This window comes from Actinoplanes xinjiangensis (genome assembly GCF_003148685.1).
GTDB lineage: Bacteria > Actinomycetota > Actinomycetes > Mycobacteriales > Micromonosporaceae > Actinoplanes > Actinoplanes xinjiangensis.
Map to the genome: position 1 here is coordinate 1 of NZ_QGGR01000017.1, position 24,547 is coordinate 24,547.

24 protein-coding genes and 1 riboswitch are annotated in these 24,547 nt (G+C 72.3%); of the genes, 10 read left to right on the forward strand and 14 right to left on the reverse strand.

What is annotated here, in order from left to right; all coding sequences use genetic code 11:
• Positions 1-162: 162 nt before the first annotated feature.
• A complete protein-coding gene (locus tag BC793_RS31415) occupies positions 163-1,038 on the reverse strand; it encodes an isocitrate lyase/PEP mutase family protein (protein ID WP_109599141.1) in 876 nt (291 codons plus the stop codon).
• Between the two features lie 156 nt (positions 1,039-1,194).
• Between BC793_RS31415 and BC793_RS31420 the strand changes: the two genes are divergently transcribed.
• Together BC793_RS31420 and BC793_RS31425 are read left to right on the forward strand one after the other, a co-directional pair.
• Positions 1,195-2,061 carry an IclR family transcriptional regulator gene (locus tag BC793_RS31420; protein WP_239170395.1) on the forward strand — a complete coding sequence of 289 codons (867 nt, stop codon included), beginning with the start codon at positions 1,195-1,197 and terminating at the stop codon, positions 2,059-2,061.
• Positions 2,058-2,690 (forward strand): DUF2461 domain-containing protein, encoded by a 633-nt coding sequence (locus tag BC793_RS31425; RefSeq protein WP_109599143.1) that lies wholly within the window; start codon positions 2,058-2,060, stop codon positions 2,688-2,690. The genes BC793_RS31420 and BC793_RS31425 overlap by 4 nt, the downstream gene beginning before the upstream one ends.
• A 75-nt stretch (positions 2,691-2,765) precedes the next feature.
• On the opposite strand, the gene BC793_RS31430 is transcribed toward BC793_RS31425, so the two are convergent.
• From BC793_RS31430 to BC793_RS31450, 5 genes are all read right to left on the reverse strand, one after another.
• The gene (locus tag BC793_RS31430; protein WP_203896416.1) at positions 2,766-5,297 is read right to left on the reverse strand and encodes a M14 family zinc carboxypeptidase; all 2,532 of its coding nucleotides are present in this window, start codon (positions 5,295-5,297) and stop codon (positions 2,766-2,768) included.
• A gap of 110 nt (positions 5,298-5,407) precedes the next feature.
• Entirely contained in the window at positions 5,408-6,178 is a 771-nt protein-coding gene (locus BC793_RS31435) for a hypothetical protein (RefSeq protein WP_146246513.1), read from the reverse strand.
• Positions 6,178-6,510: a PadR family transcriptional regulator gene (locus tag BC793_RS31440; RefSeq protein ID WP_203896417.1), complete on the reverse strand. Its 333-nt coding sequence runs from the start codon at positions 6,508-6,510 to the stop codon at positions 6,178-6,180. Before BC793_RS31440 ends, BC793_RS31435 begins: the two co-directional genes overlap by 1 nt.
• 48 nt (positions 6,511-6,558) lie before the next feature.
• On the reverse strand, positions 6,559-8,493 hold the full coding sequence (locus BC793_RS31445) for an ABC transporter ATP-binding protein (RefSeq protein ID WP_239170398.1): 1,935 nt from the start codon (positions 8,491-8,493) through the stop codon (positions 6,559-6,561).
• Positions 8,494-8,495: 2 nt separating this feature from the next.
• The gene (locus BC793_RS31450) at positions 8,496-10,262 is read right to left on the reverse strand and encodes an ABC transporter ATP-binding protein (RefSeq protein ID WP_109599150.1); all 1,767 of its coding nucleotides are present in this window, start codon (positions 10,260-10,262) and stop codon (positions 8,496-8,498) included.
• Between the two features lie 85 nt (positions 10,263-10,347).
• On the opposite strand from BC793_RS31450, the gene BC793_RS31455 reads away from it, so the two are divergent.
• Positions 10,348-11,298 carry a lamin tail domain-containing protein gene (locus tag BC793_RS31455; protein ID WP_109599152.1) on the forward strand — a complete coding sequence of 317 codons (951 nt, stop codon included), beginning with the start codon at positions 10,348-10,350 and terminating at the stop codon, positions 11,296-11,298.
• On the opposite strand, the gene BC793_RS31460 is transcribed toward BC793_RS31455, so the two are convergent.
• From BC793_RS31460 to BC793_RS31475, 4 genes are all read right to left on the reverse strand, one after another.
• Positions 11,295-11,945, reverse strand: coding sequence for a thymidine kinase (locus BC793_RS31460; protein ID WP_109599154.1), 651 nt, complete (start codon positions 11,943-11,945; stop codon positions 11,295-11,297). The two genes, BC793_RS31455 and BC793_RS31460, sit on opposite strands and share 4 nt — an antisense overlap.
• Before the next feature lie 38 nt (positions 11,946-11,983).
• Entirely contained in the window at positions 11,984-13,336 is a 1,353-nt protein-coding gene (locus BC793_RS31465; protein WP_109599155.1) for an NAD(P)/FAD-dependent oxidoreductase, read from the reverse strand.
• Between the two features lie 67 nt (positions 13,337-13,403).
• Positions 13,404-13,820 (reverse strand): MarR family winged helix-turn-helix transcriptional regulator, encoded by a 417-nt coding sequence (locus BC793_RS31470; RefSeq protein ID WP_203896418.1) that lies wholly within the window; start codon positions 13,818-13,820, stop codon positions 13,404-13,406.
• Positions 13,817-14,674 carry an alpha/beta hydrolase family protein gene (locus tag BC793_RS31475; RefSeq protein ID WP_109599157.1) on the reverse strand — a complete coding sequence of 286 codons (858 nt, stop codon included), beginning with the start codon at positions 14,672-14,674 and terminating at the stop codon, positions 13,817-13,819. The genes BC793_RS31470 and BC793_RS31475 overlap by 4 nt, the downstream gene beginning before the upstream one ends.
• 83 nt (positions 14,675-14,757) lie before the next feature.
• Here BC793_RS31475 and BC793_RS31480 point away from each other — a divergent pair, with 83 nt between their 5' ends.
• Together BC793_RS31480 and BC793_RS31485 are read left to right on the forward strand one after the other, a co-directional pair.
• On the forward strand, positions 14,758-15,123 hold the full coding sequence (locus tag BC793_RS31480; protein ID WP_109599159.1) for an Mth938-like domain-containing protein: 366 nt from the start codon (positions 14,758-14,760) through the stop codon (positions 15,121-15,123).
• Positions 15,124-15,195: 72 nt separating this feature from the next.
• Positions 15,196-15,534, forward strand: a complete 339-nt coding sequence (locus BC793_RS31485; protein WP_109599161.1) for an L-rhamnose mutarotase — start codon at positions 15,196-15,198, stop codon at positions 15,532-15,534.
• Between the two features lie 7 nt (positions 15,535-15,541).
• On the opposite strand, the gene BC793_RS31490 is transcribed toward BC793_RS31485, so the two are convergent.
• A complete protein-coding gene (locus BC793_RS31490) occupies positions 15,542-15,982 on the reverse strand; it encodes a DUF1877 family protein (protein ID WP_109599163.1) in 441 nt (146 codons plus the stop codon).
• 134 nt (positions 15,983-16,116) lie between these two features.
• Here BC793_RS31490 and BC793_RS31495 point away from each other — a divergent pair, with 134 nt between their 5' ends.
• The 3 genes from BC793_RS31495 (at position 16,117) to BC793_RS31505 (ending at position 19,772) form a co-directional block, all read left to right on the forward strand.
• Positions 16,117-16,371, forward strand: a complete 255-nt coding sequence (locus BC793_RS31495; protein WP_109599165.1) for a hypothetical protein — start codon at positions 16,117-16,119, stop codon at positions 16,369-16,371.
• Positions 16,372-16,471: 100 nt separating this feature from the next.
• Positions 16,472-18,109 carry a sensor histidine kinase gene (locus BC793_RS31500; RefSeq protein WP_109599167.1) on the forward strand — a complete coding sequence of 546 codons (1,638 nt, stop codon included), beginning with the start codon at positions 16,472-16,474 and terminating at the stop codon, positions 18,107-18,109.
• A gap of 19 nt (positions 18,110-18,128) precedes the next feature.
• Entirely contained in the window at positions 18,129-19,772 is a 1,644-nt protein-coding gene (locus tag BC793_RS31505) for a sensor histidine kinase (RefSeq protein ID WP_239170396.1), read from the forward strand.
• Here the strand turns inward: BC793_RS31505 and BC793_RS31510 are convergent.
• Positions 19,745-21,343, reverse strand: coding sequence for a glycoside hydrolase domain-containing protein (locus BC793_RS31510; RefSeq protein WP_109599169.1), 1,599 nt, complete (start codon positions 21,341-21,343; stop codon positions 19,745-19,747). The two genes, BC793_RS31505 and BC793_RS31510, sit on opposite strands and share 28 nt — an antisense overlap.
• A gap of 205 nt (positions 21,344-21,548) precedes the next feature.
• Here BC793_RS31510 and BC793_RS31515 point away from each other — a divergent pair, with 205 nt between their 5' ends.
• Entirely contained in the window at positions 21,549-21,869 is a 321-nt protein-coding gene (locus BC793_RS31515; RefSeq protein ID WP_109599170.1) for a hypothetical protein, read from the forward strand.
• 65 nt (positions 21,870-21,934) lie between these two features.
• Positions 21,935-22,489, forward strand: coding sequence for an HD domain-containing protein (locus BC793_RS31520; protein ID WP_109599172.1), 555 nt, complete (start codon positions 21,935-21,937; stop codon positions 22,487-22,489).
• Here the strand turns inward: BC793_RS31520 and BC793_RS31525 are convergent.
• A complete protein-coding gene (locus BC793_RS31525; RefSeq protein WP_109599174.1) occupies positions 22,445-23,551 on the reverse strand; it encodes a M20 family metallopeptidase in 1,107 nt (368 codons plus the stop codon). The two genes, BC793_RS31520 and BC793_RS31525, sit on opposite strands and share 45 nt — an antisense overlap.
• Before the next feature lie 9 nt (positions 23,552-23,560).
• On the reverse strand, positions 23,561-24,346 hold the full coding sequence (locus BC793_RS31530; protein WP_109599176.1) for a DUF1684 domain-containing protein: 786 nt from the start codon (positions 24,344-24,346) through the stop codon (positions 23,561-23,563).
• A 74-nt stretch (positions 24,347-24,420) separates the two neighbouring features.
• Positions 24,421-24,534, forward strand: a riboswitch (SAM riboswitch).
• Positions 24,535-24,547: the final 13 nt, after the last annotated feature.

Consider the following 24,547-nt stretch of genomic DNA (forward strand, 5'->3'; position numbering starts at 1 on the left):
TGACAATCTCCCCACCGAGCCGGCCTGTCGACCAGACCGACCCGGTGATCACCCATGCCCAAACAAGGCCGTGGTCAAGGTGTTTTTCCGGTCAGGAGGGCGCAGACGGTGGCGGGCGCCCTGCCGTGGCGGCCGATCCGGTACCGGCGACCGGGAGGCGGCTCACGTCTGCAATCCCCGCGGAACGTAGCGGGCGTCGAGGTCGGCGGTGCTGTCGTCCCGGGCGGCGAGGGCGGTGAACGCGGCCCACGGCATCCGGTCGACGGGTTCGGCGGTGCCGCCGTCGGCGATGGCGCGGTAGGCGAGCGAGGCCGCCCGCATGGCGGCGAGCAGGGCCGCCACCGGATGCAGGACCAGGCGGACACCGGCCCCGGCCAGGTCGGCATCGGACAGTACGGGCCGCGCGCCGCCGGCCTCACTGCGGTTGATCACCAGGGGTACGCCCGGGAGCGCCGCGTGGACCAGCGTGAGTTCCTCCAGGGTGTCCACGCCTTCCGGGAGGATCGCGGCCGCCCCGGCCTCGGCGTAGGCCCGGCAGCGCACGATCGTCTCGTCGAGACCGCGGACCGGGTGGGCGCAGGTCCGGGCGATCACCACGATCTGCGGAACCTGATCGGCCAGCGCGGTGATCTTCGCGGCCGTCGCGCCGATGTCGGCGAGCTCCGTTCCGGCCGGCCGCCCGCCACGGCCCGGCCCGGCCTGGTCCGCCAGGTGCAGCCCGGAGATGCCGGCCCGGGCGTACGCCAGAGCCGTCCACACCGCGGGCACGGGATCGTCGTAGCCGGTGTCCGCGTCGGCGATCAGCGGGATCCCGTCCAGCGCGGGGGCCAGAGTGGACGCCCGGTCGGCGATCTGGGCGCCGTGCACGAAACCGAGGTCGGGCGGGCCCAGCATGATCGCCGAGACGGCCGCCCCGGACAGATACACGGCCCGATGGCCGGCCGCCGCCGCGAGCGCCGCGGTCACCGGGTCGTAGACGCCGGGCACGTGGGTGACCCGGTCGGAGGCGAGAATCGCGCGCAATGCGGAAGCGGTCATGACTGAGCCTCCCATGTCGCGCCACCCGGTCCCCGCCCGCGGGAGCGACGCCGCGAGGCCGTGCCGACAGCGGATCGGCACGGCGTTCCGCTGTGCGAAATAGCGGGTTAAAGTTCGGCAGAGTCCGTTCCGTTCCGGTTCCGTGGGGGTTTCGCTGTGTCAACGCCGTCGTCCCCGGAGGAGGAGAGCCAGTCGCGCTCCATCGCCGCCGTCGAGCGGGCCATGGACGTGCTCCTCCACTTCGGCCGCGCCGACCAGCCGGACCTCGGGGTGACCGAGATCGCCACCGCCCTGGGCCTGACGAAGGCGGCCGTGCACCGCATCCTCACCGCGCTGCGCAGCCGCGAGCTGATCACCGTCGACCCGGCCACCCGCCGCTACGCCCTCGGTCCCGCCGCCGTCGCGCTGGGCCGCGCCTACCTGGCCCGTACGGATGTGCGCATGATGACCGCCCCCGAACTGCGGCGGCTGTCCGAGCGCCACCACGAGACGGCGACGCTGTCGTTGCGGCGCGGCGACAGCCGGCTCTACGTCGACCAGGTCGTCCCCGACCAGGAGCTGCGCCTCGAAGTCAGCCTCGGCATCCCGTTCCCGCTCCACGCCGGCGCCTCGTCCAAGGCGTTCCTGGCGTTCCTGCCGGACTTCGAGGTGGAGGCCTACTTCGAGGGGCACCCCCTCCAGGCGGTCACCGACAGGACCATCGTCGACCCGGCGGGGCTGCGCACGGACCTGGCCGAGATCCGGAAGCGGGGGTACGCGACGTCGCACGGCGAACGTCAGGCCGGCACCGCGTCGATCGCCGCCCCGATCTTCGACCACGACGCCCGGGTGGTCGCCGTGATCAGCCTGGCCGGGCCGGAGCTGCGGTTCACGCCGGAGTCCGGGCCGGCCGTCACCGACCTCCTCGCAGCCGCCGGCCGCATCTCCGCCCAGCTCGGCCACCGGCCGCGGAGTCTCGCCGCGGCGGTGGTCCGCGAGGCCCGCGACATCCGGGTGACGACCGGTGGCAGACTGCCGGGGTGACGTTCCGTGGCTGGCCGAGTGAGGCCCTGGAGTTCTACGAGGGCCTCGCCGCCGACAACTCGAAGACGTACTGGACAGCGCACCTGCCGGTCTACGAGGACCGGGTGAAGGCGCCGGCGCTGGCCCTGCTCGCCGACCTGGAGCCGGAGTTCGGTCCCGGCAAGGTCTTCCGGCCGTACCGTGACGTGCGGTTCAGTCACGACAAGACGCCCTACAAGGACCACCTGGGCATCTGGCTGGAGTTCGGCGGCTACGTCCAGCTGGGGGCGGACGGTCTGGCGGCCGGCTGTGGCATGTATCAGATGGCTCCCGACCAGCTGGAACGCTATCGCCGGACGATCGCCGACGACCGTCTCGGGCCGTCGCTGGAGAAGCTGATCGCGGGCATCGAGGCGGCCGGTGTGGCGGTGCACGGCCACGGCACCCTGAAGACGGCCCCGCGCGGCTTCCCGAAGGACCATCCCCGCATCGGCCTGCTCCGCCACAAGGGCCTGACCACCTGGCAGGAGTGGGAGCCGGCCCCGTGGATGGGCACCGCCGCGGCCCGCGACCGGATCGTCGACTTCCTGCGCCTGAGCCGCCCGCTGCGCGCGTGGCTGGACCACCACGTCGGCCCGCCCGCACCGTGAACCTCGGGCGAGGCGGGACCGGACCGGACCGTGGCGGGCGGGACACGAGTCCCGCCCGCCACGGCGTTCCGGGGGTTAGGCCGCGGTCCAGAGGAGGGCGCGGGCGTACTGGGCGTACAGGCCCTTCGGGTGGGTGCGGAACAGGGGCTCGGTGCCGAAGAGGACCGCGTGGCCGCCGCCGGCCGTGGTGCCGGAGACGACGGCGGGCTGCCCGGCGGCCTGGGCCGGGCCGTCGGTTCCCGCCTCCGTCGGCAGCCAGTGGCCGGCGACCAGCGGGGTGGTGCCGTAACGCTGCTCGACGGTCACGCCCGTGCCGGTGAACCAGATCGGGGAGTAGACGAACGAGTGCGCGGGGGAGCCGGCGCCGACGATCCGGCCCTCGTTGGTCACCGAGACCACCCCGTTGGCGTCGGCGCGGCCGGCCGTCGCGGTGACCGGGAGCACCCGGGCGGCGGCGTTGAAGGCGGCACCCGTGGCGCCGCGGGTGAGGACACCACCGCCGCGGGCCAGGAACGCGTCGACCGAGGCGCGGGCGGCCGGGTTCAGAGCCGGGTACGACAGGCCGGACGACACGATCAGGGTGTCGACGGTGGACAGGTCGAAACCGGCGTTGAGGATCGCCGTGGAGACGGGCCGCACCGCGAAGCCCATCTCCTTCAGGGCGAACAGTTCGTCGGCGGAGACCGCCGCGGCCACCACGGGCTGGTCGAACACGTCGCCTCTTGCGCGACGGGGGGCGGTGGTGAACCGTACCCCCAGCGTTGTGGCGAGAGCGACGGCGTCGGGACGCGCCTCGGCCGGGACCACGACGGTGGCCGCGTCCGTGCGCCGCAGCTTCACACCCCGGGCGAGCAGCTCGTTGACTGCGCGCACATCGGTGCCGTCGCGCAGCGACAGGCTGAGGTCACGTCCGCGCGGCGCGTCGACGGAACCGGTCGGCACGGCCCGGGAGATCTTCACGACCGGGACCCGCGGCAGTGACCGGACGCTGCTGTCGACCCTGGCGCCCCACAGCAGGCCGTGACTCCAGCCCGAGATGTCGTACATCTGCGGCACCAGGCCGGAGATGTCCCGCCCCGCTTCGAGCAGGACGTTCGCCAGGCCGCGTTTCGGCTGGTGCATGTCGATCAGGTAGGTGCCCTTGCGGTAGTGGCGACCGCCCGCCCGGAAGTCGGAGCGGGCTGCGGTGACCCGCACGTCATGGGAGATCAGGTGGTCGACCAGGCGCGCGGCGGCCGGCGTGCCGGCCGGGATGACGTAGGCGCGCGGGAACGTCGTCGCATAGCGGTCCTCGGGGCCGAAGCCGTCGACGAAACCGTCCGGGATCACCGGCGACGGCTCGCCGGCCCAGCCGCGGCGGAACTGCTCGATCTGGTCGGCGAGCAGTGTGCCCCGGTTCGTGTCGGCGTAGGTGAGGGCCGCCTCGATCGTCGCCGCGGCCACATCGGTGTTGATCCGGGCCCGGCGCTGCAGCTCCTCGACCGGCAGAGTGTCGTACGCCGCGTTGTTGACCCGCAGCGGGATCTCCACGGTGTGCCCGACCGCGCCCTGGTAGATCGCGTACATCGGGGTGAAGATCGGCGGCCAGTCGTCCCAGTCACCGGGGGCGTAGTCGCGGAACGGGATGTCGGCGCGGGTCGTCTCCGGGTGCCCGAGCCGCTGGATGGCCTTCTCCATACCGAGCGCGTTCGGCAGGGCGTGTTTGATGTACAGGTCGTACTCGTAGTTCTGCCCGTGCGGCGGCGTCGCCGGTTCGATCAGCGTCGTCCCCGTGTAGCCGTGTTCGTCGAGCATCAGGAACGGCTGCGTCGCGATCATCACGTCGCGTACCGCCCGGGACTCCGGCTGCGAACTGGTCGCGTGATCCCGGTTGATGTCGAACCCGGCACCGTTCGCCCGGGTTCCCGCGACCCGCCCGTCCGGGTTGTTGGTGACCGTCACGTACACCCGGCTCCGCTTCAGGAAGTCCCTGGTCGCGGCGTCGGTGGCGGTGGACAGGCGCTCGATGACACGCAGCGCGCCGTCGGTGCCCTCCCACTCGTTGCCGTGGATGTTCGCGTTGATCCAGACCGGCGTCTTGTACCCGGCCCGCAGGTGCCGGTCCCGCTTGGCGGCGCCCGGGTCCTCCTCGATCAGTTCGCGCCAGCGGTCCTGCCGGGCCGCCTCCGCGCCCGACTCGGGCGCGGTCACCGTCACCAGATAGAGATCCCGGCCGCCGGCCGATCTCCCGACGATCTCCGCGGAGACCCGGTCCGAGGCGGCCTGCAACGCGTTCAATCTCGGAGCGATCGAGTGGTACGGGACGAGGCCCAGCCTGATCGACCGGTCCTCCGGGTTCACCGGCCAGACCGGCAGCCGGTTCTGCCGGGGGAAGCCTCGCCGGGTCGTGAGGCTCCACCCGGCCGCCGGTCGTTCAGCGGACAGCACCCGTGTCGACAGCGCATCGATCGCACTGCTGTCGATCGCGGCGATCTCGTTGCGTTCGGGCCCGTTTCCGAAGTCACGGGTGGATGGGGTGTCGCCCGGCGCCGCCGACGCCGGGTTGGCGAGCAGAGCCGTGGCGAGCAACGCGGCACCGACTCCGGCCAGCGTTCGTGACAGGTCCACAAAGCACCTCCGTCTGGGATGCCCCGACCCTCCCCGCCCGATCGCTGTATGCGCAATCATCGATACGGGCGTGTCGCCATACCGTTGCGGTCATCCCCCGCCCGGACCGGTCAGATCATCCGCTGCGCGGGGCGCCCCCGGATGAGCCGGCAGCCGGTCCAGACCGACCACACCGTCCACGCCGGAATCAGCAGCACCACGGAGACGACGGTGAGCGCCGAGGCCGGGCCGCGGGCCGCGGGCACATGCGTCACCAGTTGCAGGCCGAGCAGGACTCCGAGCAGTCCGGCGCCGGTGAGCGCGCCCAGCACGGCGAGCGCCGGTGGGCTGGTCCGCCGGGCGAGGGCGGTGCCGCTGACCGCGAGCAGCCATGTTCCCGGCAGGAAGGCGCCGATCAGCGCGACCATGGCCGTGTCCGTGGCCACGGACAGAGCGCCGGCCGCGACCGGGCCGGTCCCGGCTCCGGCCGTGACCAGGGCGGCGACCAGGTAGGCGAGCGGCCCGCCGCCGTGTGCGCGGGCGGCGTGGACGGACCGGACGGCGACCACCCCGGCCATGGCGCAGGGCGCGAGCAGGAACAGGAACTCGGCGGCGTCCTCGGAGAGGGAGAACGGGTTCAGGGCCGCGATCACGACGGCCACCGAGGCGCCGAGGAGCCCGAGGCCGGACAGGGCCGCCGGCCACCGTCCCGGCGGCGGGACCGGTTGCCGCACCTGCCGGGACAGCAGGGGGACCTTGACCACGGTGTCGATCGCGAACCACCAGCGCCGGGCGCCGTGCACCCCGGCCAGTACGGCGAGGGACTCCTCGCGCCAGCGGGCCCGGTGAGCCCGTGGCAGCAGCGCCGACGCGACGGCGAGCAGCGCGCGCAGCATCCGCATCAGTGCGCCCCTCCGGGAAGGAGCCCGCCGAATGACGGCCGCACCCGCGAGCCGGCTCGCTGCTCGGCCCTCGCCTGCGCCTCCGCGGCCGCCGCCGCGCCGTCGGGGGTCAGCCGGTAGTAGCGCCGTCGTGGCCGGCCCACCACACTCTCGTCGGCCTCCTCCCACTGGCTGTGCAGCCATCCGGCCTGCTCCAGCCGTGCCAGGATCGGGTAGATGGTGCCGGGGAGGAGTCCCGTCGACTCGACGATCTCCAGTCCGTATCGCTGTCGGTCGGGCTCGGCGGCCAGCATCGCGAGCACGAGCCGCACCTGCAAGGTCAGCTTGGGCATACTCGTACTCTACATAGCCCCCGTGCTCCAGTGTGCCCCCGGATGCGGTCATTTCGTGGCGGTGTGGGACTCCCAGGTGGCGTACATGGTGGCGTACCGGCCGCCGGCGGCCAGCAGCTGGTCGTGGGTGCCCTGTTCGACGATGTCGCCGTCGTCGACGACGATCACCCGGTCGGCGCGGCGCGCCGTGGACAGGCGGTGGGCGACCAGAATGGCGGTCCGGCCCTCCAGCAGGCGCTGGATCGCGGCCTCCACCCGCAGCTCCGAGCGCAGGTCCAGGCTCGACGTGGCCTCGTCGAGGACCACCACCCGGGGCTCGGCGACGAAGACGCGGGCCAGGGCGATCAGCTGACGTTCGCCGGAGGACACCGACTGGCCGCGTTCGTGCAGGATCGTCCGGAGGCCGCCGGGGGAGCGGTCGACCAGGTCGCGCAGGCCCACCGCGTCGACGGCCGCCTCGACCAGTTCGTCGGGGGCGCCGGGGTGGGCGAAGGCGATGTTGTCGCGGAGGGTGCCGGCGAACAGGAACGGCTCCTGCGGGACCACCCCGACCTGACGGTGCAGCGAGTCGAGGGTGACGTCGCGCAGGTCGTGGCCGTCGATCAGCACCGTTCCGGCGTCCGGGTCGTAGAGGCGCGACACCAGTTTGGCGAGGGTGGACTTGCCGGCGCCGGTCGGGCCCACACAGGCGATCGTCTCGCCGGGTGCGATCCGCAGGTTCACCCCGCGCAGAACCGGGCGCGCCCGGTCGTACCCGAAGGTGACCTCCCGCAGCTCGATCCCGCCGGACGCCGGCGGCAGCGGCCGGGCCCCGGGGCTCTCCCGGACCGCGGGCGCCGTGCCGAGCAGGCCGCGCAGTTTGCCGAGGGCGGCGCGGGCCTGCTGATAGTTGGTGTAGAGCTGGACGAGCTGCTGCACGGGCTGGAAGAACGCGTTCAGGTAGAGCACGAACGCGGTCAGCTCACCGATCGTCAGGGTGCCCCGCAGGACCATCCGGCCGCCGATCAGCAGCAGCGCGGCCAGGCCGAGCAGGCCGATCACCGACGTGCCGGGGCCGTAGACGGCGTTGATCCGGCCGGTGTGGTCGTTGGCGTCGCGGTAGGCGCCGACCACCTCCCGGTGGGCGATCACGTTGCGGTCCTGCTGGTTGTGGGCGGCGATGACGCGTACGCCGTTCAGGCTCTCGGTCAGGTGGGTGAAGAGTCCCGCGATCGTGTCGCGCTGCCGCTGGTAGCCGACGTCGGCGGCCCCGCGGAACCAGAGCGTGAGCAGCAGCAGGGGCGGAACCACCAGGAGCAGCGTGATCGCGGCGAGACCCGCGTCGTAGTGGATCAGGACCGCGGTGACCACGACCATGGTGAGACCGTGGATCAGGAACTGCGCGAACCCCTCCTGGAGCAGCTGCTGGAGCGCCTCCACGTCGGACGTCATCCGGGTCATGGTGACGCCGGCCTTCTCCGTCGTGTAGTGGTCGAGGCTGAGCCGCTGCAACTGGGTGAACACGCGCACCCGCAGGTCACGGGTGCTGTAGGCGGCGAGCCGGCCACTGGTGCGGATGCGCACGGCGGTGGCTGCCGCGGTCAGTGCCACCGAGGCGAGGAACGCGACGGCGGCGAACACCAGGACCGGCACGTCTCGGGCGATGATGCCGTGGTCGATGCCGACCTGCACCAGGTACGGCCCGGACTGCAGCAGCAGCGCCTCGACGAGCACGGCGACGGCCGCGGTGACGAGCAGCGCGCGCCGGCCGGACAGCAGGGACCACAGGGTGAGCCGGCCGCTGTCGGGGGAGTGACTGAACGTCACCTCCGGTTCGGGGTGGGCCGGCTCGCTCGCCTCCATCAGGGTGACACCGGCCGCCAGCTCGGGTGGTACCCCGGCGAACGGTGTGTTGCCCTGACGGCGGGTGCCGGTGCCGCCCATCCCGGCGATCGCCCCCGACCCCGGTCCGCCGCCGGGCCCGCCGAAACCGCCTCCGAACATGCTCACGCGTTGACCTCCGTGGCCAGGACCCGCCCGTATCGGGGTTCGGTCGCCAAGAGTTCGGTATGGGTTCCGGTCGCCACTGCCTGACCGTTCTCGATCAGTACGACCCGGTCGGCGAGGCCGATCGTCGCCAGCCGGTGCGCCACCATGATCGTGGTGCGGTCGCGCATCAGGTCACGGAGCGCCTCGTGGATCTCGTGCTCGACGCGGACGTCGACGGCGCTGGTGGCGTCGTCCAGGATCAGCACCGGCGGGTTGACCAGCAGCGCCCGGGCGATGGCGACGCGTTGCCGCTGCCCGCCGGAGAGGGTGTAGCCGCGTTCGCCGACCACCGTGTCGTACCCCTGGGGAAGGTCCCGGATGAAACCGTCGGCGCCGGCCGCGACCGCGGCGGCGACCACCTGCTCGCGGGTCGCCGCGGGCTGTCCGAAAGCGATGTTGTCGTGCAGGGAGAGGGAGAACAGGAACGGCTCGTCCGGCACGATGCCGACCCGGCCACGCAGTGTCGCCAGGGGGTAGTCGCGCACGTCGGCGCCGTCGATCAGCACCCGCCCCGCGTCGGCGTCGTAGAACCGTGCGGCGAGCCGGGCCACCGTGCTCTTGCCGCTGCCGGTCGCGCCGACCAGCGCCACCGTCTCACCCGGCCGGACGTGCAGGTCGAGACCTTCGAGACCGACGGTGCCATCGGGGTACGTGAAACGCACGCCCTCGAACCGCACGTCGCCCCGGGGCTGCGGGACCACCGGCTCGGCCGGGTCGGTCAGCTCCGCGGGAGTGTCCAGGATGTCGTAGATGCGCTGCGCGGACGCGGCGGCCCGCTGCCCCATCATGATGATCATGCCGAGCATCCGGAACGGCGGCTGGAGCATCAGCACGTAGGAGTTGAACGCCACGATCGTGCCGACGGTGGCGTCGCCGTCGAGGACCATCAGCCCGCCGACCAGCAGCACCATCGCCAGCCCGAGCCGGGGCAGGTTGTCCATCACCGGCATCCAGCGGCTGCGGATCCGGGCGTCGGTGGTATACGCCCACCGCAGCCCGTCGGCCGCCCGCGTGAGCGTGCCGATCTGCCGTTTCTCGGCCGCGAACGCCTTCACGATCCGGACGCCCTGGATGTTCTCGTCGACCACGGTCGCCACCCCGGCCAGCCGGGACTGGATCAGCCAGGAGACCGGGAAGATCGCCTTGCGCATCCGGACGCCGAGCACCGCGATGACCGGCATGGTCAGCATCGCCACCACGGCCAGGGGCGCGTTGATCGACACCATCAGGGCGAACGCGATGCCCGCGATGGTGCACTGGACCAGGATGGACGGACCGAACGCCAGGTACATCTGCACGGCGCGGATGTCACTGGTCGCGCGGGAGATCAGCTCACCGGACTGGACCCGGTCGTAGAAGCCGTACGACATCCGCATCAGGTGGCCGAAGACGAGGTTGCGCAGGTCGTACTCCATCTCGTACGCCGTGCGCAGCAGGTAGAGGCGGGCCAGGAAGTTGATCAGCCCCTGGGTGATGGCGAGCCCGGCGATCAGCCAGACGTACTTCTCCAGGCCCTCGGTCCGGTCGACGAGTGCCCGGTCGATACCGATCCGCACCAGGTCGGGGATCTGCACCTGGACGATCAGGCCGATGAACGACAGCGTCAGCGAGGTGATCAGCAGCGCGCGGTGGGCGCGGACGAGGGGCCGGGCGCGGCGTAACCAACTTTTCGTGGGGTCCGGGTCGATGCCGGCCTTGGGGGCCCGGCGTGCGGCGGCGGTCAAGCGGTGCTCCTCACGAAGGATGTGCTTAGCCTAGCTAACTATCGTGTCTTCTCAAGCCCGTCCTCCGCCGGTCGATGGAAGCGGCATGTTTCGCCGCCTCGGCGCCCTCGCCGCCGCCACCACCCTCACCGTCACCGGTCTCGCCACCCCCGCCCAGGGGGCGACCACCGCCTGCCGTACGGACGCCGGCAGCCCCCGCTGCCAGGTGTGGACCGGCAAGGTCGACTGGGCTCCCGACGGCGACACGATCCGCGTCGACCTCGCCGGAGACGGCACCAGGAACGTGGTCTCGGTACGGATCCTGGGCATCCAGGCGATGGAGATGAAGACCTACTCGCACTACCCGGAGCGGCGTAAGGGCGACTGCCACGCCGTCGCCGCCAACCTCCGCCTCGAGCAACTCCTCGCCGCGGGCGGCAACACCGTGCGGCTCACCTCGCTCAAGGCGTCCAGCAAGAGCGAGGGCCGGCCGCTGCGCTCGGTCGCGGTCAAGATCGGCGGGCAGTGGCAGGACCTCGGAGAGCAGATGGTCCGCGGGGGCTACGCGCTCTGGCAGGCGTGGCCCGGCGAATGGGCGATGGACGGGGTCTACCACCGGGCCGCGCAGCAGGCCGCGGCCGAGGGCCGGGGGTTGTACGACACCGACAGCTGCAAGTCCGGCCCGGCCCAGAACAGCGGCCTCACCCTGGCCGTCAACGCGGACGCCGACGGTGTCGACGAGAAGAACCTCAACGGCGAGTACTTCCGGATCCACAACCCGTCGGCCACCGGCGTGCCGATCGCCGGCTGGTGGGTGCGCGACTCCGGGCTGCGCCGCTACACGTTCCCGGCCGGCACCGTGGTCCCGGCCGGCGGCGACGTCTACGTCCACGTCGGCAAGGGGCAGAACACCGCCACCCACAAGTACTGGGGCCTGACCAAACCGATCTTCACCAACGTCGACCCGGCCAACCACAGCGTCGGCGACGGCGGATACCTCTTCGACGTCCACGGCGACCTGCGCGCCTGGATGATCTATCCCCAGGCCGGGGCCTAGGCGGGCCCGGCGTCGCCGTTGCGCCAGTGGCGGCGGCACAGCACCCGGTACGTGACCTCGGCCGCGTCCGACGTGTCGCCGACCGCCACCTGGGCGCCCGAGCGGGCCACCCGGCCGTCCTCGATCCGCGCGTTCTGCCGCCCCGGGCGCCCGCACCAGCAGGTCACCTCGACCTGCAGCGACACGATGTTGTCGGCCAGCTCCAGCAGCCGCTGCGCGCCCGGGAACAGATGCGACATGAAGTCGGTCGAGATGGCGTAGCAGTCCACCGCCACGCACAGCTCGTCGACCGCCCAGGCCAGCTGCTCCACCTGCTCCGGCCGGAGGAACTGCGCCTCGTCGACGATCACGAAACCGCCGGCCGGGACCTCGTCGGCGATCAGCACGGTCAGCTCGGTGCCGTCGGTCACCTCGATCGCGTCCGCCTCCACCCCCAGCCGCGACGACATCACCCCGGAGCCGGCCCGGTCCATGCTGGTCAGCAGGACCCCGGGCCGGCCCGCCTGCCGGCGGTTGTACGCGTTCTGCAGCGCGAGCGTCGACTTGCCCGCACCCATGCTGCCGTGGAAGAGGGTCAGCTCGTGAAAGACCGGGGCGAGGGCCCTGGCGCGGGACACGACGGGGGTGCTGACGGTGACCGGGACCAAGGTGAGCCTTCCTCAGGACTTTCGCGGGCCGCTACACGCTACCCGACCTGCTCCGCCTCCTCCGCAGCCCGCCGGAACGGGTCGCCGTAGGCCCGGATCGCCTGGCGGGCGAACGCCTGCTGCTGGGTGGCGACCCGCTCCGAACGGCCCCGGCCGAGGAAGCTGACGAACCAGTGCAGCACCGCGGTCACCCGGTTCTTGAAGCCGACCAGGTAGAACAGGTGCACCGCCACCCAGACGACCCAGGCCGGGAAGCCGGACAGCCGCACCTTGCCGATGCTCGCGACCGCCGAGAATCGGGAGATCGTCGCCAGACTGCCCTTGTCGAAATACCGGAACGGCTGACCGGTCTCCTTACCGGCCAGACGGCGCTTGATCTGGTCGGCGGCGTGCCGGCCGCTCTGGATGGCCACCTGGGCCACCCCGGGCAGCGGCCTGCCGTCCTTGCCGGCCAGGTTCATCATGTCGCCGAGCACGAAGATCTCCGGGTGGCCCGGCAGGCTGGTGTTCGGCTCGACCTCGATCCGGCCGGCCCGGTCGGTCTTCGCCCCGGCCGCCGCGGCGAGTTTCGCGGCCAGCGGCGGTGCCGCCACCCCGGCCGCCCACACCTTCGTCATCGTGGGGATGCGCTCGCGCTCGCCGTTCGACTCCACCTCGATGCTGTTGGCGTCGACGCCCACCACCATCGTGTTCGTCCGGACCTCGACGCCGAGCTTGTCCAGCTGCGCCGCGGCCCGCGCGGAGAGGTGGTCACCGAACGTGTTCAGCACCGCCCCGACCGCGTCGACCAGCAGGATCCGCGCCTTGCGGGAGTCGATGTGCCGGTACTGCCCGCGCAGCGTACGGTGCGCCAGCTCGGCGATCTGCCCGGCCATCTCGGTGCCGGTCGGGCCCGCACCGACGACCACGAACGTCATCCAGCGCTCGATCGTCTCCGGATCGGTGTGCAGGTCGGCGACCTCGAACGCGCCGAAGACCCGGGCCCGCAGCTCCAGGGCGTCGTCGATGCTCTTCATACCGGGCGCGTGGTCGGCGAACTGGTCGTTGCCGAAGTAGGACTGCGACGCGCCGGCCGCGACGATCAGCGTGTCGTACGGCACGGTGTAGTCGATGCCCGGCCCGGCCACCGACACGATCCTGCGCTCCACGTCGACGTCCTGCACCCAGCCGAGGCGCACGTCCACGTTCTTCTGCCGGCGCAGCACCTCACGGATCGGCGGCGCGATCTCACCCTCGGACAGGATGCCGGTCGCGACCTGGTAGAGCAGCGGCTGGAAGAGGTGGTACGCCGTACCGTTGATCAGGGTGATCTCGACGTCCGCACGGCGCAGCGCCTTGATCGCGAAGAGGCCGCCGAAACCGGCCCCGACGACTACCACTCGATGACTCATCAGTACTCCCTCACCTCAGGGCACCCGGAACCAGCTTGGTATGCCCCGGTCTCCAGGGGAAGTACCGTCAGCTCAGGCGCTGTGTGATTTGTCCCAGCCAGCGGGCCACCACGTCCAGTTCCTCGCCGGTGAATCCGTCGGAGATCTCGGCGTTCAGCTCCTTCACGACGTCCTTGGCCGTCGCGACCGCCTCCCGCCCGGCCGGGGTCAGGCGCAGCCGCACCGCCCGGGCATCGGCCGAGTCCGGCGTCTTGACCAGGAAACCGCCCTTCTCCAGCCGGCTCACCAGGCCACTGATCCCGGACGGCGACGCGCCGAGGGCCGCGCTCACGTCGCCGACCAGCGCGTTGTCGTGACCGGCCAGATGGAACAGCACACCCGCCCCGGCCGCGCCGATGCCGCTGTCACCGGAGCGCGCGTCGATCCACCGCCGGACCGAGCGCTCGGCGATCATCATCTCGAAGACGAGGCGGTGGCCGCTCATCGCGCCGCGTTGGCGATCTGCTTCTGCAGCCAGGTCAGCAACTCGGGCCAGAGGGTGTCGCGGGCGGTTCGGCGCATGAACCCATGGTGGCCGATCCGCGGCACGCCCGCCTCGGCCGGGGTGTGGGTGCGGCGCTCCACCGCCGCGTTCACCAGGCGGGCGGCGAGCTTGTCGACCTGCGGCGGCGTCGCCCACGGGTCGTCGCTCAGCCCGATCACCAGCACCGGCCCGGTGACCGCGGCGGCCCGCTCGGCCGCCCTCATCGCCGGATCGTCGAACAGATACTCCGTCAGCCCTCCCCAACGGGCCCACTGCCGCACGGCCGCCACCGGGATGTCCTCGCCGAGACCCAGGCGGCGGGCCGGGACATGACCGAGAACGGCGCCGAGCGCCGGGCCGAGCACGGACAGCACCAGGCGTACGCGCAGCCGCTCGGCCCGGTCCGGAATGGCGCCGATCGACGCCACGTGCGAGGCGACCAGCGCGAACGCCGTCAGGCCGGGCCCGCCGTGCCCGAGCGCGAGGGCGTGCCCGCCGATACTGTGGCCGACCGCGAGCTGCGGCAGACCCGGGAACCGCCCGGCCGCCCACCCGGTCACCGCCGGCACGTCCTGCTCGATCCAGTCGCGCATGCCCACCTCCCGGTGGTCGCGCGGCGATCCGGACCGCCCGGTGCCCCGGTAGTCGTAGACGACCGCGGCGATCCGGTTCTCCGCCAGGAACGACGCGAACCCGGTGTAGAACCCGGCCGGCGTCGCCGTGGCCGGGTGCACCACCAGCACCGCGACCGGCTCCCCGTCCGGCTCGAACAGCGTCCCGGCGAGCGGGCCGATCTCGATCGAGGTATTTCGCATGCGACATAAAATAGCGCCGCGGGCCCCGCGCGGGTAGCCCGGGCCCGTGGGAGGGTGAGGCGGTCACCACCTGAGGAGGGAACATGGCGGGATCGCCGAGGATCACGTCGGTCGTGTGGGGCACGATGGAGATCGAGGGGCTGGAGCCGGGCAAGGACTTCAAGCTCTGGCCCGGCGGCGGCCGGCCGTGGGACTGGCGGGAGACCGGCACCCAGCACAGCCCCGGAGTCCAGCCCGCCGACGTCGAGGAGCTGCTCGACAACGGCGCCACCGTGATCGTGCTGTCCCGCGGCATGGAGGAGCGGCTCGAGATCGACCCGGCCACCCTGGCGTTCCTGCGCGACCGGGACGTCACCGTGCACGAGGCGGAGACCACCGAGGCGGTCCGGCTCTACAACGAGCTGGCCGGCACCGAGGCGGTGGGCGGCCTGTTCCACTCGACCTGCTGATCCGGTCCCGGTGCCGGTCCGGGCCGGCGCTGAGGGATTGAAACGTTATGGCCGGGGCGGCAGGATGGCGGCATGACGTACGTGTGCTTCACGCTCCAGGTCGACCCGTCGAGGCTCGACGCCTACCGGGAGGCGCACGCCGCCGTCTGGCCGGAGATGCTGCGGGCGCTGCACGAGACCGGCTGGCGTGACTACCGGCTCTTCCTGCGCCCGGACGGCCTGCTCGTCGGCACCCTCCGGACCGACGACTTCGCGGCCGCCCAGGAGGCGATGGCGCGCACCGAGGTGAACGCACGCTGGCAGGCCGCCATGGCCGGGTTCTTCCCGGCGCTCGGCGAGGCCCGGCCGGACGAGGGCATGCTCGTCCTCGACCAGGTCTTCCACCTGGAGGAGCAACTGGAGCGCCTCTGACCGCGGGTCACGCCCGCCAGGCCACCACCTGCTCGCCCGCGGCCGCCGCGGCGCGGAACACCGGGACCAGCCGCACCCAGGCGTCCTCGAGATACGACAGCGCCCAGTCCGCCTCCCACAGATCCTCCGGGTAGACACCGATCGACTCCATCAGCGGCCGGTCGTAGCCGGCGGCCAGCGCGGTGAACGGGGTCGCCTCCAGGAACGTGGCCGCGGCCCGGACCTCGCCGGCGGTCAGGATCAGGAACGGGTCACCCGCCGCGAAGACGTCGACCGGCGGGTTCAGGTCGAGCAGCAGGAAGTGCAGACCGGCCCAGGCCCGGTCGGTGTGCGTGCCGGGCAGCCCCTCCGCGTACTCCCGTGCCCTGCCGGGATCGTCGCCGGCCAGCCGCCGCAACTCGGCGACGGCGTCCGGCCCGGTCCGCCGGAAGTAGGTGATCACGCTCATCGACGCATTGTGCCGGTCCGGGCCGGGGACCGGAAACGGACAGCGAACGCACAGCTCAGAGGTGGAGTCGGCGGCCTACCCTGGAATCCGGACGGCACGCGGGGCGCGGGCCGGGCATGCGGAGGAGACGTGCGGTGGGCTTCGTCAAACGGTTCGTGCTCTCGATGGTCGCGTCGAAGCTTCAGCGGATGTCCCACAAGCGGCACAACCCCCTGGCCGACGGCCTGTTGCGCGAGGTGAACCACCGGCTCTACGGCCACGGCCACCACCCCGGGGCGTACGGGCATCCCGGTGCCTACGGCCGTCCGGGGGCGTACGGGCATCACGGCCACTACCGGCATCACGGGCACTACCGCCACCACGGCCACTACCGGCGCCGCTGGTTCTGAGCCGGCCACCGGCCCCGGGCCCCGCGTGGGCCGGCCGAGCGCGGCCCCGGCCGGTGGGTGAAACGGTCAACTGTCGCGGCCGGGTGCCGATAGGTGGCAGGTGGGGAGCGAACGGGAACGGCGGCGTGTCGCGGTCCTGCGGGAGTACCACCTCCTCGACACTCCGCCGTCCGCCGAGTTGGAGGCCGTGGTCCGGGTCGCCGCGACGGTCGCCGGTGTGCCCGCCGCGACGCTGAACCTGCTCGACGACGTGAAGCAGTACCAGCTGACCACGGTCGGCGTCGCCGGGCGGCAGTGCGCCCGGGACGACTCGATGTGCGCGGTACGCCTGGACCGCGGCGTCTTCGTGCACGTGCCGGACGCCCGGGAGGAGCCGGACTACCGGGACAACCCGTGGGTGACCGGTGAACTGGGCCGGATCGTGTTCTACGCCTCGGCGCCACTGATCAGCCCGGGTGGCCACGTGCTGGGCACGCTGTGCGTCTTCGACGACCGGCCGCGGCGGCTGACCCGGGAGCAGATCGGCCGGCTGCGGGACCTGGCCGGGATCGTGGTCGCGTTCTTCGAACGGCGCCGGCTCGCCCGCCTGTCGGCCGGGCTCGAGGAGACCATCCGGGCCCGGGAGCAGTGGACCCGTACCGTGCTGGACAGCATCGACGAGGCGGTGATCGCGGTCGACCCGTCGGGCGGGGTCATCCTGATCAACAGGGCCGCCCACGCCCTGCACCCGGACGCCGGCCTGACCGCGGGCCCGGACGGGGCGGCGGCACGCTACCGGCTGTACGAACCGGACGGCCGGACCCCGGTCCCGGACGATCAGGTGCCGCTCGTCGTCGCGATGCGCGACGGCGTGCCGGTCACCGGTCGGGAGCTGATGATCCAGGCGCCCGGCCGGAGCCCGCGGTCGATGCTGGCGAACGCGGCGCCACTACGGACCGCCGACGGCACGGTGCACGGCGCCGTCGTCGCCCTGCACGACGTCACCGCCGAACACGCCCGGCAGCGGCTTCTCCAGGAGGCCCACGAGCGGCTCGCCGCCGCCAACACCGAGCTGCGCCGCTCCAACACCGATCTGGCCAACTTCGCGGGGGCGGTCAGCCATGACCTGGTCGCTCCGCTGGCGGCCGTCGGTGGATATCTGGAGCTGCTCGGTGACCCGGACGAGGTGCCGGAGCAGCCGCGGGTGGCCGAGTGGGTCGCGGCGGCGGCGCGGGCGGTGGCCCGGATGCGGGACCTGATCGACGCGCTGCTCGACCACGCGCGGGCCGGCAGAGCTCCGGTGCGGGCGCTTGCCGTACCGCTGGGAGATCTGATCGGCGAGGTGCTGCACGACCTGGACCCGGAGATCACCGCGGCGGGTGCACGCGTCAGCGTGCCCGGCCCGCTGCCGGAGGTGACCGGCGACCCGGTGCTGATCCGGCAGCTGATGCGGGAGCTGATCGGCAACGCCGTCAGGTACCGGCACCCGGACCGGCCGGCCCACGCCGAGATCACCGCCGACGGCCCGGCCGTGCGGATCGCCGACAACGGGACCGGCATCCCGGCGGAGCGCCGCGAGGAGGTGTTCGGCATGTTCGCCCGCGTCGACGGGCAGACCGCGCGGAGGCACGGCATCGGACTGTCCAGCTGCCTGCGGATCGTCGAGCGGCACGGCGGGACGATCACGATCGGGGACACGCCGGGCGGCGGCGTCACGGTGACGGTGACGCTGCCCGGGAAATGGTCAGTTCGCCGGTAGGGGTGCCGATCGGACAGGGGTGGATCTGGCTGAACGCCTGTCGGAACGCGAGCGCCGGCGACTTGCCGCGCTGCACGAGTACCGCCTGCTCGACGCGCCGGCCGGGGACGAGCTGGAGGCCGTCGTGCGGGTCGCCGCCACCGTGGCCGGGGTACCGAACGCCACGCTCAACCTGATCGACGAGAACCGCCAGTGCCAGCTCACCACCGTCGGCTTCGAGGGCGGCGACTCGGACCGCTCCGACTCGATGTGCGCGGTCCGTTTCGAGTCCGGCCGGACCACCTACGTCAGGGATGCCCGCACCGACCCGGTCTTCCGCCACAATCCGTGGGTCACCGGGGTGCTGGCCGGTGTCCGCTTCTACGCGTCGTTTCCGCTCGTCACGCCGGAAGGGCACGCGCTGGGGTCGCTGTGCGTCTTCGACGACGAGCCGGGGGAGCTGAACGGCGAGCAGATCGAGCGGCTCGAGGACCTGGCCGGGATCATCCTGGCGCTGTTCGAGCGGCGGCGGCAGGCACGGATCAACGCCGACCTGGCGGCGTTGGCCGAGGAACGGCAGCGGTGGACCGACACGCTGCTGGAGACGATCGACGTGGCGGTGGTGGCGGCCGACCGGAACGGGCAGCCGACCCTGTTCAACCGGGCCGCGCGGGAGTGGCACGGGCTGGACGGTCCCGCCGGCCGGTATCGGCTGCTCGAGACCGACGGGGTCACCCCGCTCGCGCCGGAACGGGAGCCGCTGCGGCGCGCACTGCGGGAAGGCGGCGTCAAGGACGCCGAGATGATCATCGAGCGGCCCGGCCGGGAACCGCTGCACGTCAGTGTCAGCGGCCGGGCGCTGGCCGGGCCGGGTGGCGTCCGGTGCGGTGCGGTGGTCGCGATGAACGACGTGACGGGCGCCCGGGCCCAGCAGCGGGCGATCGAGGAGGCCCGGCGGGAGCTGGCCGCCGCCAACGCCGACCTGCGCCGGTCGAACGCCGACCTCAGCAACTTCGCCGGGGCGGTCAGCCACGACCTGGTCGCGCCGCTGACCTCGGTCGGCGGCTACCTGGAGCTGATCGGCGACGAGGTGGACGGCAGGCCGAAGCAGTGGGCGCAGGCGGCGTCCCGGGCGGTCACCCGGATGCGCGACCTGATCGGGTCGCTGCTCGGATACGCGCAGGCCGGCAGCGCGCCGGTCCGCCGGGCGACCGCCGACCTGGCCGACCTGTTCGAGCAGGTCCGCACGGATCTGCGCCCGGCCGCCGAGGCCGCCGGCGCGACGGTCGAGGCGGCCGGCCCGCTGCCCGTCGCCGACGGTGATCCGGTGCTGATCCGGCAGCTGCTGCAGAACCTGATCGGCAACGCGATCAAGTACCGCGATCCGTCCCGGGCGTGCCGGGTCACGGTCGCCGCCGGACACGGCCCGGCCGGCTGGACCGTCGCGGTCGCCGACAACGGCCTGGGCATCCCGTCCGAGCAGCGGCAGCGGGTCTTCGAGATGTTCACCCGGCTCGGCACCGGCACCGCCGGCGGACACGGGATCGGGCTCTCCACCTGCTGGCGGATCGTGGAGCGGCACGGTGGCGACATCCGGGTCGACGAGACGCCCGGCGGTGGCACCACCGTGCTGTTCACCCTGCCCGAGCGGGACGGTCAGAACAGCGGTGACCGGCCCTTGTAGCCGGTGCTGACGCGCAGTCCGGCGACGAAGCCCTTGCCGTTGCCGCGGTAGACCATCAGGTGGCCGGTCGACGACTGGACCGCGGCCAGGTCGGTCCACCCGTCCCGGTCGAAGTCGCCGGCGCCCAGCAGGTCGCGCAGCCCGGCCGCGGTGCCGACCTTGAGGGCCGCCTGGAAACCGCCGGTCTTCCCACGGTAGAGGTACAGCGCCCCGGTGCTGTTCAGCTTGACCAGCAGGTCCTGGAACCCGTCCCGGTTGAAGTCGCCGACGCCGGCGAACTCGCTGCGGTTGTTCCAGTCGCCGTACGCCAGCGCCGTCCGCTTGCCGAACCTGGCGCCCTTCATCCCCGGGTAGAGGTAGACGTTGCCGTTGCTGGTCTGCGCGGCGAGCATGTCCGGGTAGCCGTCCCGGTTGAAGTCGCCGATCGCGGTGAGCTCCCGCATGTGGCCGAAGTTCTTGTACAGCTGCTTGCGGGCGCCGAACTTCCCGCTGCTCAGGCCGGGGTAGAAGAACACCGCACCGGCTCTGGTCCGCACGATCAGGTCGGTCAGGCCGTTCCGGTCGAGGTCCATCCGCAGCAGCGCGTTCGCCGACGGGTAGACGCCGACGTGGGTCCGGCCGCCCTCGGAGACCCACGTGCCGTTGCCCGGGTAGGCGAACAGGTTGCCGGTCGACGAGGTCCGGGCCATGATGTCCGACCAGCCGTTGCGGTTCCAGTCGGCCAGCTTCGCCGACGGCAGCCGGGCGAAGTCCAGATAGTCGTTGTCGATGTTGATGGTGACGCCGCCCCAGGTCTCCTGGTGGGCGCCGCGGTACTGCTTCATCCGCCGCTGCGGGGCCCAGTGGTTCGCCGGGATCACCTTGTCGGTGACCGTGACGACCTGGTCCCAGCGGGCGAAGTCGATGTAGTCGGGCCGCACGTACCCCGGCCGGTGGTAGACGGCGACCATGTCGGCGATGCCGGTGGCGGCGCTGCTGTAGTAGCCGGAGAAGTAGCCGAAGTCGTGCAGGCGGGCGGTCCACGCGTTCATGAACGTCAGCACACCGTCGCGGCAGGCGATGTTCTTGCTGTCGTACGACTCCATGTCGTAGATCAGCACGCTCTCCTTCGACAGTCCGAGCGCGACGGCCTGGCGGACCGCGTCCTCGGCGGTGGCCCGGCCCTGCGCGGCCGCGGTGGCGTTGTCGATGAGGTTCCGCTTCGTCAGCGTGGTGCAGCTGGCCTGCGGGCCGACGTAGAGCGGGATCAGCCGCCAGCCGCGGGTGATCTGCTCGCGCACCCAGTCGGCGGTCAGGTTGGCCTGCGTACAGCCGCGGTTGTTACCACCGAAGTAGATGCCGGCCGCCCGGTACGGCGACGACCTGAGCCACGCGGCCATCGTGTCGCTGGACGGGGCGGTGCAGGCGTCGAACCCGAGCCCGGTGAAGTTGCCCGGCTGCGGCGCGAGCGCGGTGGCGGCCCCGGCGTTGCCGTTGATCAGCGCCAACGGGGCGATGGAGACCGTCACGACCACTGCCGCGAGTAGCCGCCTCCGGTATCTGACGATTCCGGCGGTGAACTTTCGCAGCATGGAGACCTACTTCGTCGATACGGAGGGCCCATAGAGGTAAACAGACATGCCGGCGCCCGGAAATTGACTGTTCGGGCATTTTCCGGGGCGTGCGCCCGCGCCCGACAGTTCACCCGATGTCCATGTCCCGTTGTGCCGGGTGAACGCGAGGCCGCGCCTATCGTGGTCTCGCGCCTGAACGCACGGTTAACGAGAGGCAAGTGCGATGCGAGGCTCGGTTCTCGAGGTCAGCACGAGCGCGGACGGCAGTGTGGTGATCCAGCCGCACGGTGCGGTCGGCCCGGACGAGGCGGTGGAACTCCGGCAGCTGCTGGTGCACACGGTGCGCCGGGTGCGGCCGTTGCGGCTGATCGTCGACCTGGCGTACGTCCGCGAACTCGATCCGATCAATCTGGGTTCGGTGGTCGCCGCGTGCAGTCTCGGTGACGACCATCAGGTCGCCGTCTTCGTCGACAATCCCAGCGGCCCGCTGGCCGCCCAGCTCGCCGCGGCGGGCCTTCCGGCCCAGCGGCTGCGCCTCGGCTGACGGTTTCGGTCAGCGGTCATCATCCGTCCATCCGCCGTTAACCTGCGGAGACGTAGCATCCGGCGATGACCGCTGTTCTCGCTCCCACCCGCGCCCTGCTGGCCCGGTCCGTCGCCGAGTCCCTGATCGGTGACAGCGGCAACCGGTGGAAGCACACGGCCGGGGTGGCGCAGCGGGCCGCCGAGCTCGCCGACCGGCTCGACCTCGACCCGGACGTCCTGGTGGCCGCCGCGTGGCTGCACGACGTCGGCTACGCCGCGCCGATCGCACTGACCGGTTTCCATCCGCTGGACGGCGCCGTGCACCTGAGCGCCGAGGGCTGGCCGGCCCGGATCGCCGGTCTGGTCGCCTACCACTCCGGCGCCCGGTTCGTGGGTGCCGCCCGCGGCCTCGGCGAGCAGATGGCGGTGTTCCCCGACGAGCGCAGCCTGATGGCCGACGCGCTCACCTACGCCGACCAGACGGTCGGCCCGACCGGGGTCCGGGTCGACACCGAGACGCGCTACGCGGAGATGCTGCACCGCCAGGGCCCCTGCTCCTGGAACGCGAAGGTCGGCGCCGACCGCCGCCCCTACCTACGGGCCATCGCCGCCCGCGTCGAGCACCTGCTGGCCGTCTAGACCCTTCAGAAAACCTTCGAGCGCCTTGCAGTACGGCGTGAGCGTGCGCAGATCGACATACTCCTCCGGACCGTGCTGCCCGTCGCCACCCGGCCCGAAGATCACCGCGGGCACCCCCACGGCCGAGTAGAAACGCCCGTCCGCCGCCCCGTGCTTGCGCAGCAGCGACCCGTCGAACCCGGCGTCCCGGGCGGCCCGCTGGAGCAGCAGCACCTCCGCACCGCCGGGATCGGCGTAGTGCGGCGCACCCAGCGCCTCGACCGTCGCCGTCAGGCCGGTGACCTCGCTGAGGAACGCGGCCACCTCGTCCGGCCCGCGCCCGGCCAGTTCGGTGTCCGACGGCGGGAACCGGATGTCCAGCAGGGCGGTGGCCTCCGCCGGGACCACGTTGGCGGCCTGGTTCGGGGTGTCGATCCGGGCCACGTTGACGGTCGTCACCCACGCCTCGGCGGCCGGTGACGGAAGGCGGTCCAGCAGCCGGCGCACGCCCTCGGTCACCGCGACCAGCGCGTTCGACCCGAGCCACGGGTAGGCGGCGTGCGCGGTCCGGCCGGACGCCGACAGCCGGGCCCGGATGATCCCCTTCGACTCGGTGACCACCCGCAGCCCGCTCTGCTCCCCGATGATCACGAAGCCGGCCCGGACGCCCTGCGCCACCTGGTGACCGGTGCCGTCGAAGCCGCCCACCTCCTCGTCGGTGACCAGCTGCAACGCCAGGCCGTAGGGCAGGGTGGCGGCCAGGTCCCGGAAGACCCGGGTCATCACCAGGGCGGCGGCCTTCATGTCGTGGGCGCCGCGGCCGTAGAGGCGGTCGCCGTCCAGGCGCGGGGTGAACTGGTGCGGCTCGCCGGGCACCACGTCCAGATGCGCGTTGAGCATCACCCGCGGCGGGCCGGCCCGGCCGGGGACGGTCAGCAGGGCGCTCGGCCTGCCACGGGACTCGAACCGGCGTACCCCGAAATCGGGACCGGCGACCGTGAGCAGCAGGTCGAGCGCACGCCGCAGCTCGTCCGGGCGATCCGCGGTCGAGCGGATCGCGATCAGCTCCGCGAGCTCCTCCATGGAGGGACCCTACGCCGGAAGTCGCTCGCCCGCCTCGATCGCGACGGCCAGCCGGTTGCCGGCCGGCGGCAGCGGACAGGTCGCGAACTCGGTGTACGCGCACGGCAGGTTCGTGGCCCGGTTGAAGTCCAGCGTGACCGTGCCGTCGGCGGCCGGCGCCGCGACGGCCAGACTCCGGTTGGCCGCGTAGGTGGTCAGCCCCGAGGTCGCGTCGGTGAACAGCACGGACAGCGATCCCGGCGTGGTCCCGTTGAACGCGGTGAGCGTGAGCGGCTCCCCGCCGATCTCGAACGCGACCCGCCCCGGCGACTCGTAGACGTGCTCGATGCCCTCGGCCACCGAACCCACGGTGATCGGCTCCGGTTCGCTGAACGGCAGGTAACGCCCGGTCACCACCCATTTCTCGTCGGCCGGGTAGGCGGGCGTGCCGGTGTAGGCGGCGAGCACCGGGCTCGCCGGGTTCCGCGGCCGCACCACGTCGAAGCCGCCGCGCCGGGCGATCTCGATCCGGACGTCGCCGTGCTCGACGACCCGGTCGGCGCGCTCCGCCAGAGGCTCGAACGTGTGGGTGCCGGTGATCGTCCCGGCATCGGTGACCAGTGACTCACCGGCACCGAGCGCGACGGTGACCCCGGAGGGCCCGGTGCTCCACGCGCCGGGGGCGTCGGCGAAGCTCTGCGGCGTCCCGGTGAGCCAGTGCAGGCCGGTGATGGCGAGGAAGCCGTGCGGATCGGCGCGCCGCTTCTCGTGCTCGGTGTGCCATTGGTCCCACCGCTGCTGGAACGAGGTCGTCATGGATCAAGACTGTAATCCCTACTTTCAGCGTGGGAAATGGACGCCGGACGTGACGTCTGCTAATTTCGGCTGCAGGTCATGAGTGCCAGCGCGTAGCCCCGGCTTGCTGGCCGGCAACCCTCCGTTCGCGACGGGGTGCCCCGGGTGAGGACCGGGCCGCTGCCGTCCGGCAGCGGCAAACGGCGAACCCGTGGAGGCGCG

Bases quoted from the DNA above. Each gene is read 5' to 3' on its own strand.
- BC793_RS31510 (WP_109599169.1), bottom strand. From the start codon at position 21,343: ATGCTGCGAAAGTTCACCGCCGGAATCGTCAGATACCGGAGGCGGCTA.
- BC793_RS31490 (WP_109599163.1), bottom strand. From the start codon at position 15,982: ATGAGCGTGATCACCTACTTCCGGCGGACCGGGCCGGACGCCGTCGCC.
- BC793_RS31515 (WP_109599170.1), top strand. From the start codon at position 21,549: ATGCGAGGCTCGGTTCTCGAGGTCAGCACGAGCGCGGACGGCAGTGTG.
- BC793_RS31445 (WP_239170398.1), bottom strand. From the start codon at position 8,493: ATGTTCGGAGGCGGTTTCGGCGGGCCCGGCGGCGGACCGGGGTCGGGG.
- BC793_RS31525 (WP_109599174.1), bottom strand. From the start codon at position 23,551: ATGGAGGAGCTCGCGGAGCTGATCGCGATCCGCTCGACCGCGGATCGC.
- BC793_RS31480 (WP_109599159.1), top strand. From the start codon at position 14,758: ATGGCGGGATCGCCGAGGATCACGTCGGTCGTGTGGGGCACGATGGAG.
- BC793_RS31520 (WP_109599172.1), top strand. From the start codon at position 21,935: ATGACCGCTGTTCTCGCTCCCACCCGCGCCCTGCTGGCCCGGTCCGTC.
- BC793_RS31470 (WP_203896418.1), bottom strand. From the start codon at position 13,820: ATGAGCGGCCACCGCCTCGTCTTCGAGATGATGATCGCCGAGCGCTCG.
- BC793_RS31465 (WP_109599155.1), bottom strand. From the start codon at position 13,336: ATGAGTCATCGAGTGGTAGTCGTCGGGGCCGGTTTCGGCGGCCTCTTC.
- BC793_RS31475 (WP_109599157.1), bottom strand. From the start codon at position 14,674: ATGCGAAATACCTCGATCGAGATCGGCCCGCTCGCCGGGACGCTGTTC.
- BC793_RS31485 (WP_109599161.1), top strand. From the start codon at position 15,196: ATGACGTACGTGTGCTTCACGCTCCAGGTCGACCCGTCGAGGCTCGAC.
- BC793_RS31435 (WP_146246513.1), bottom strand. From the start codon at position 6,178: ATGCGGATGCTGCGCGCGCTGCTCGCCGTCGCGTCGGCGCTGCTGCCA.
- BC793_RS31530 (WP_109599176.1), bottom strand. From the start codon at position 24,346: ATGACGACCTCGTTCCAGCAGCGGTGGGACCAATGGCACACCGAGCAC.
- BC793_RS31415 (WP_109599141.1), bottom strand. From the start codon at position 1,038: ATGACCGCTTCCGCATTGCGCGCGATTCTCGCCTCCGACCGGGTCACC.
- BC793_RS31440 (WP_203896417.1), bottom strand. From the start codon at position 6,510: ATGCCCAAGCTGACCTTGCAGGTGCGGCTCGTGCTCGCGATGCTGGCC.
- BC793_RS31455 (WP_109599152.1), top strand. From the start codon at position 10,348: ATGTTTCGCCGCCTCGGCGCCCTCGCCGCCGCCACCACCCTCACCGTC.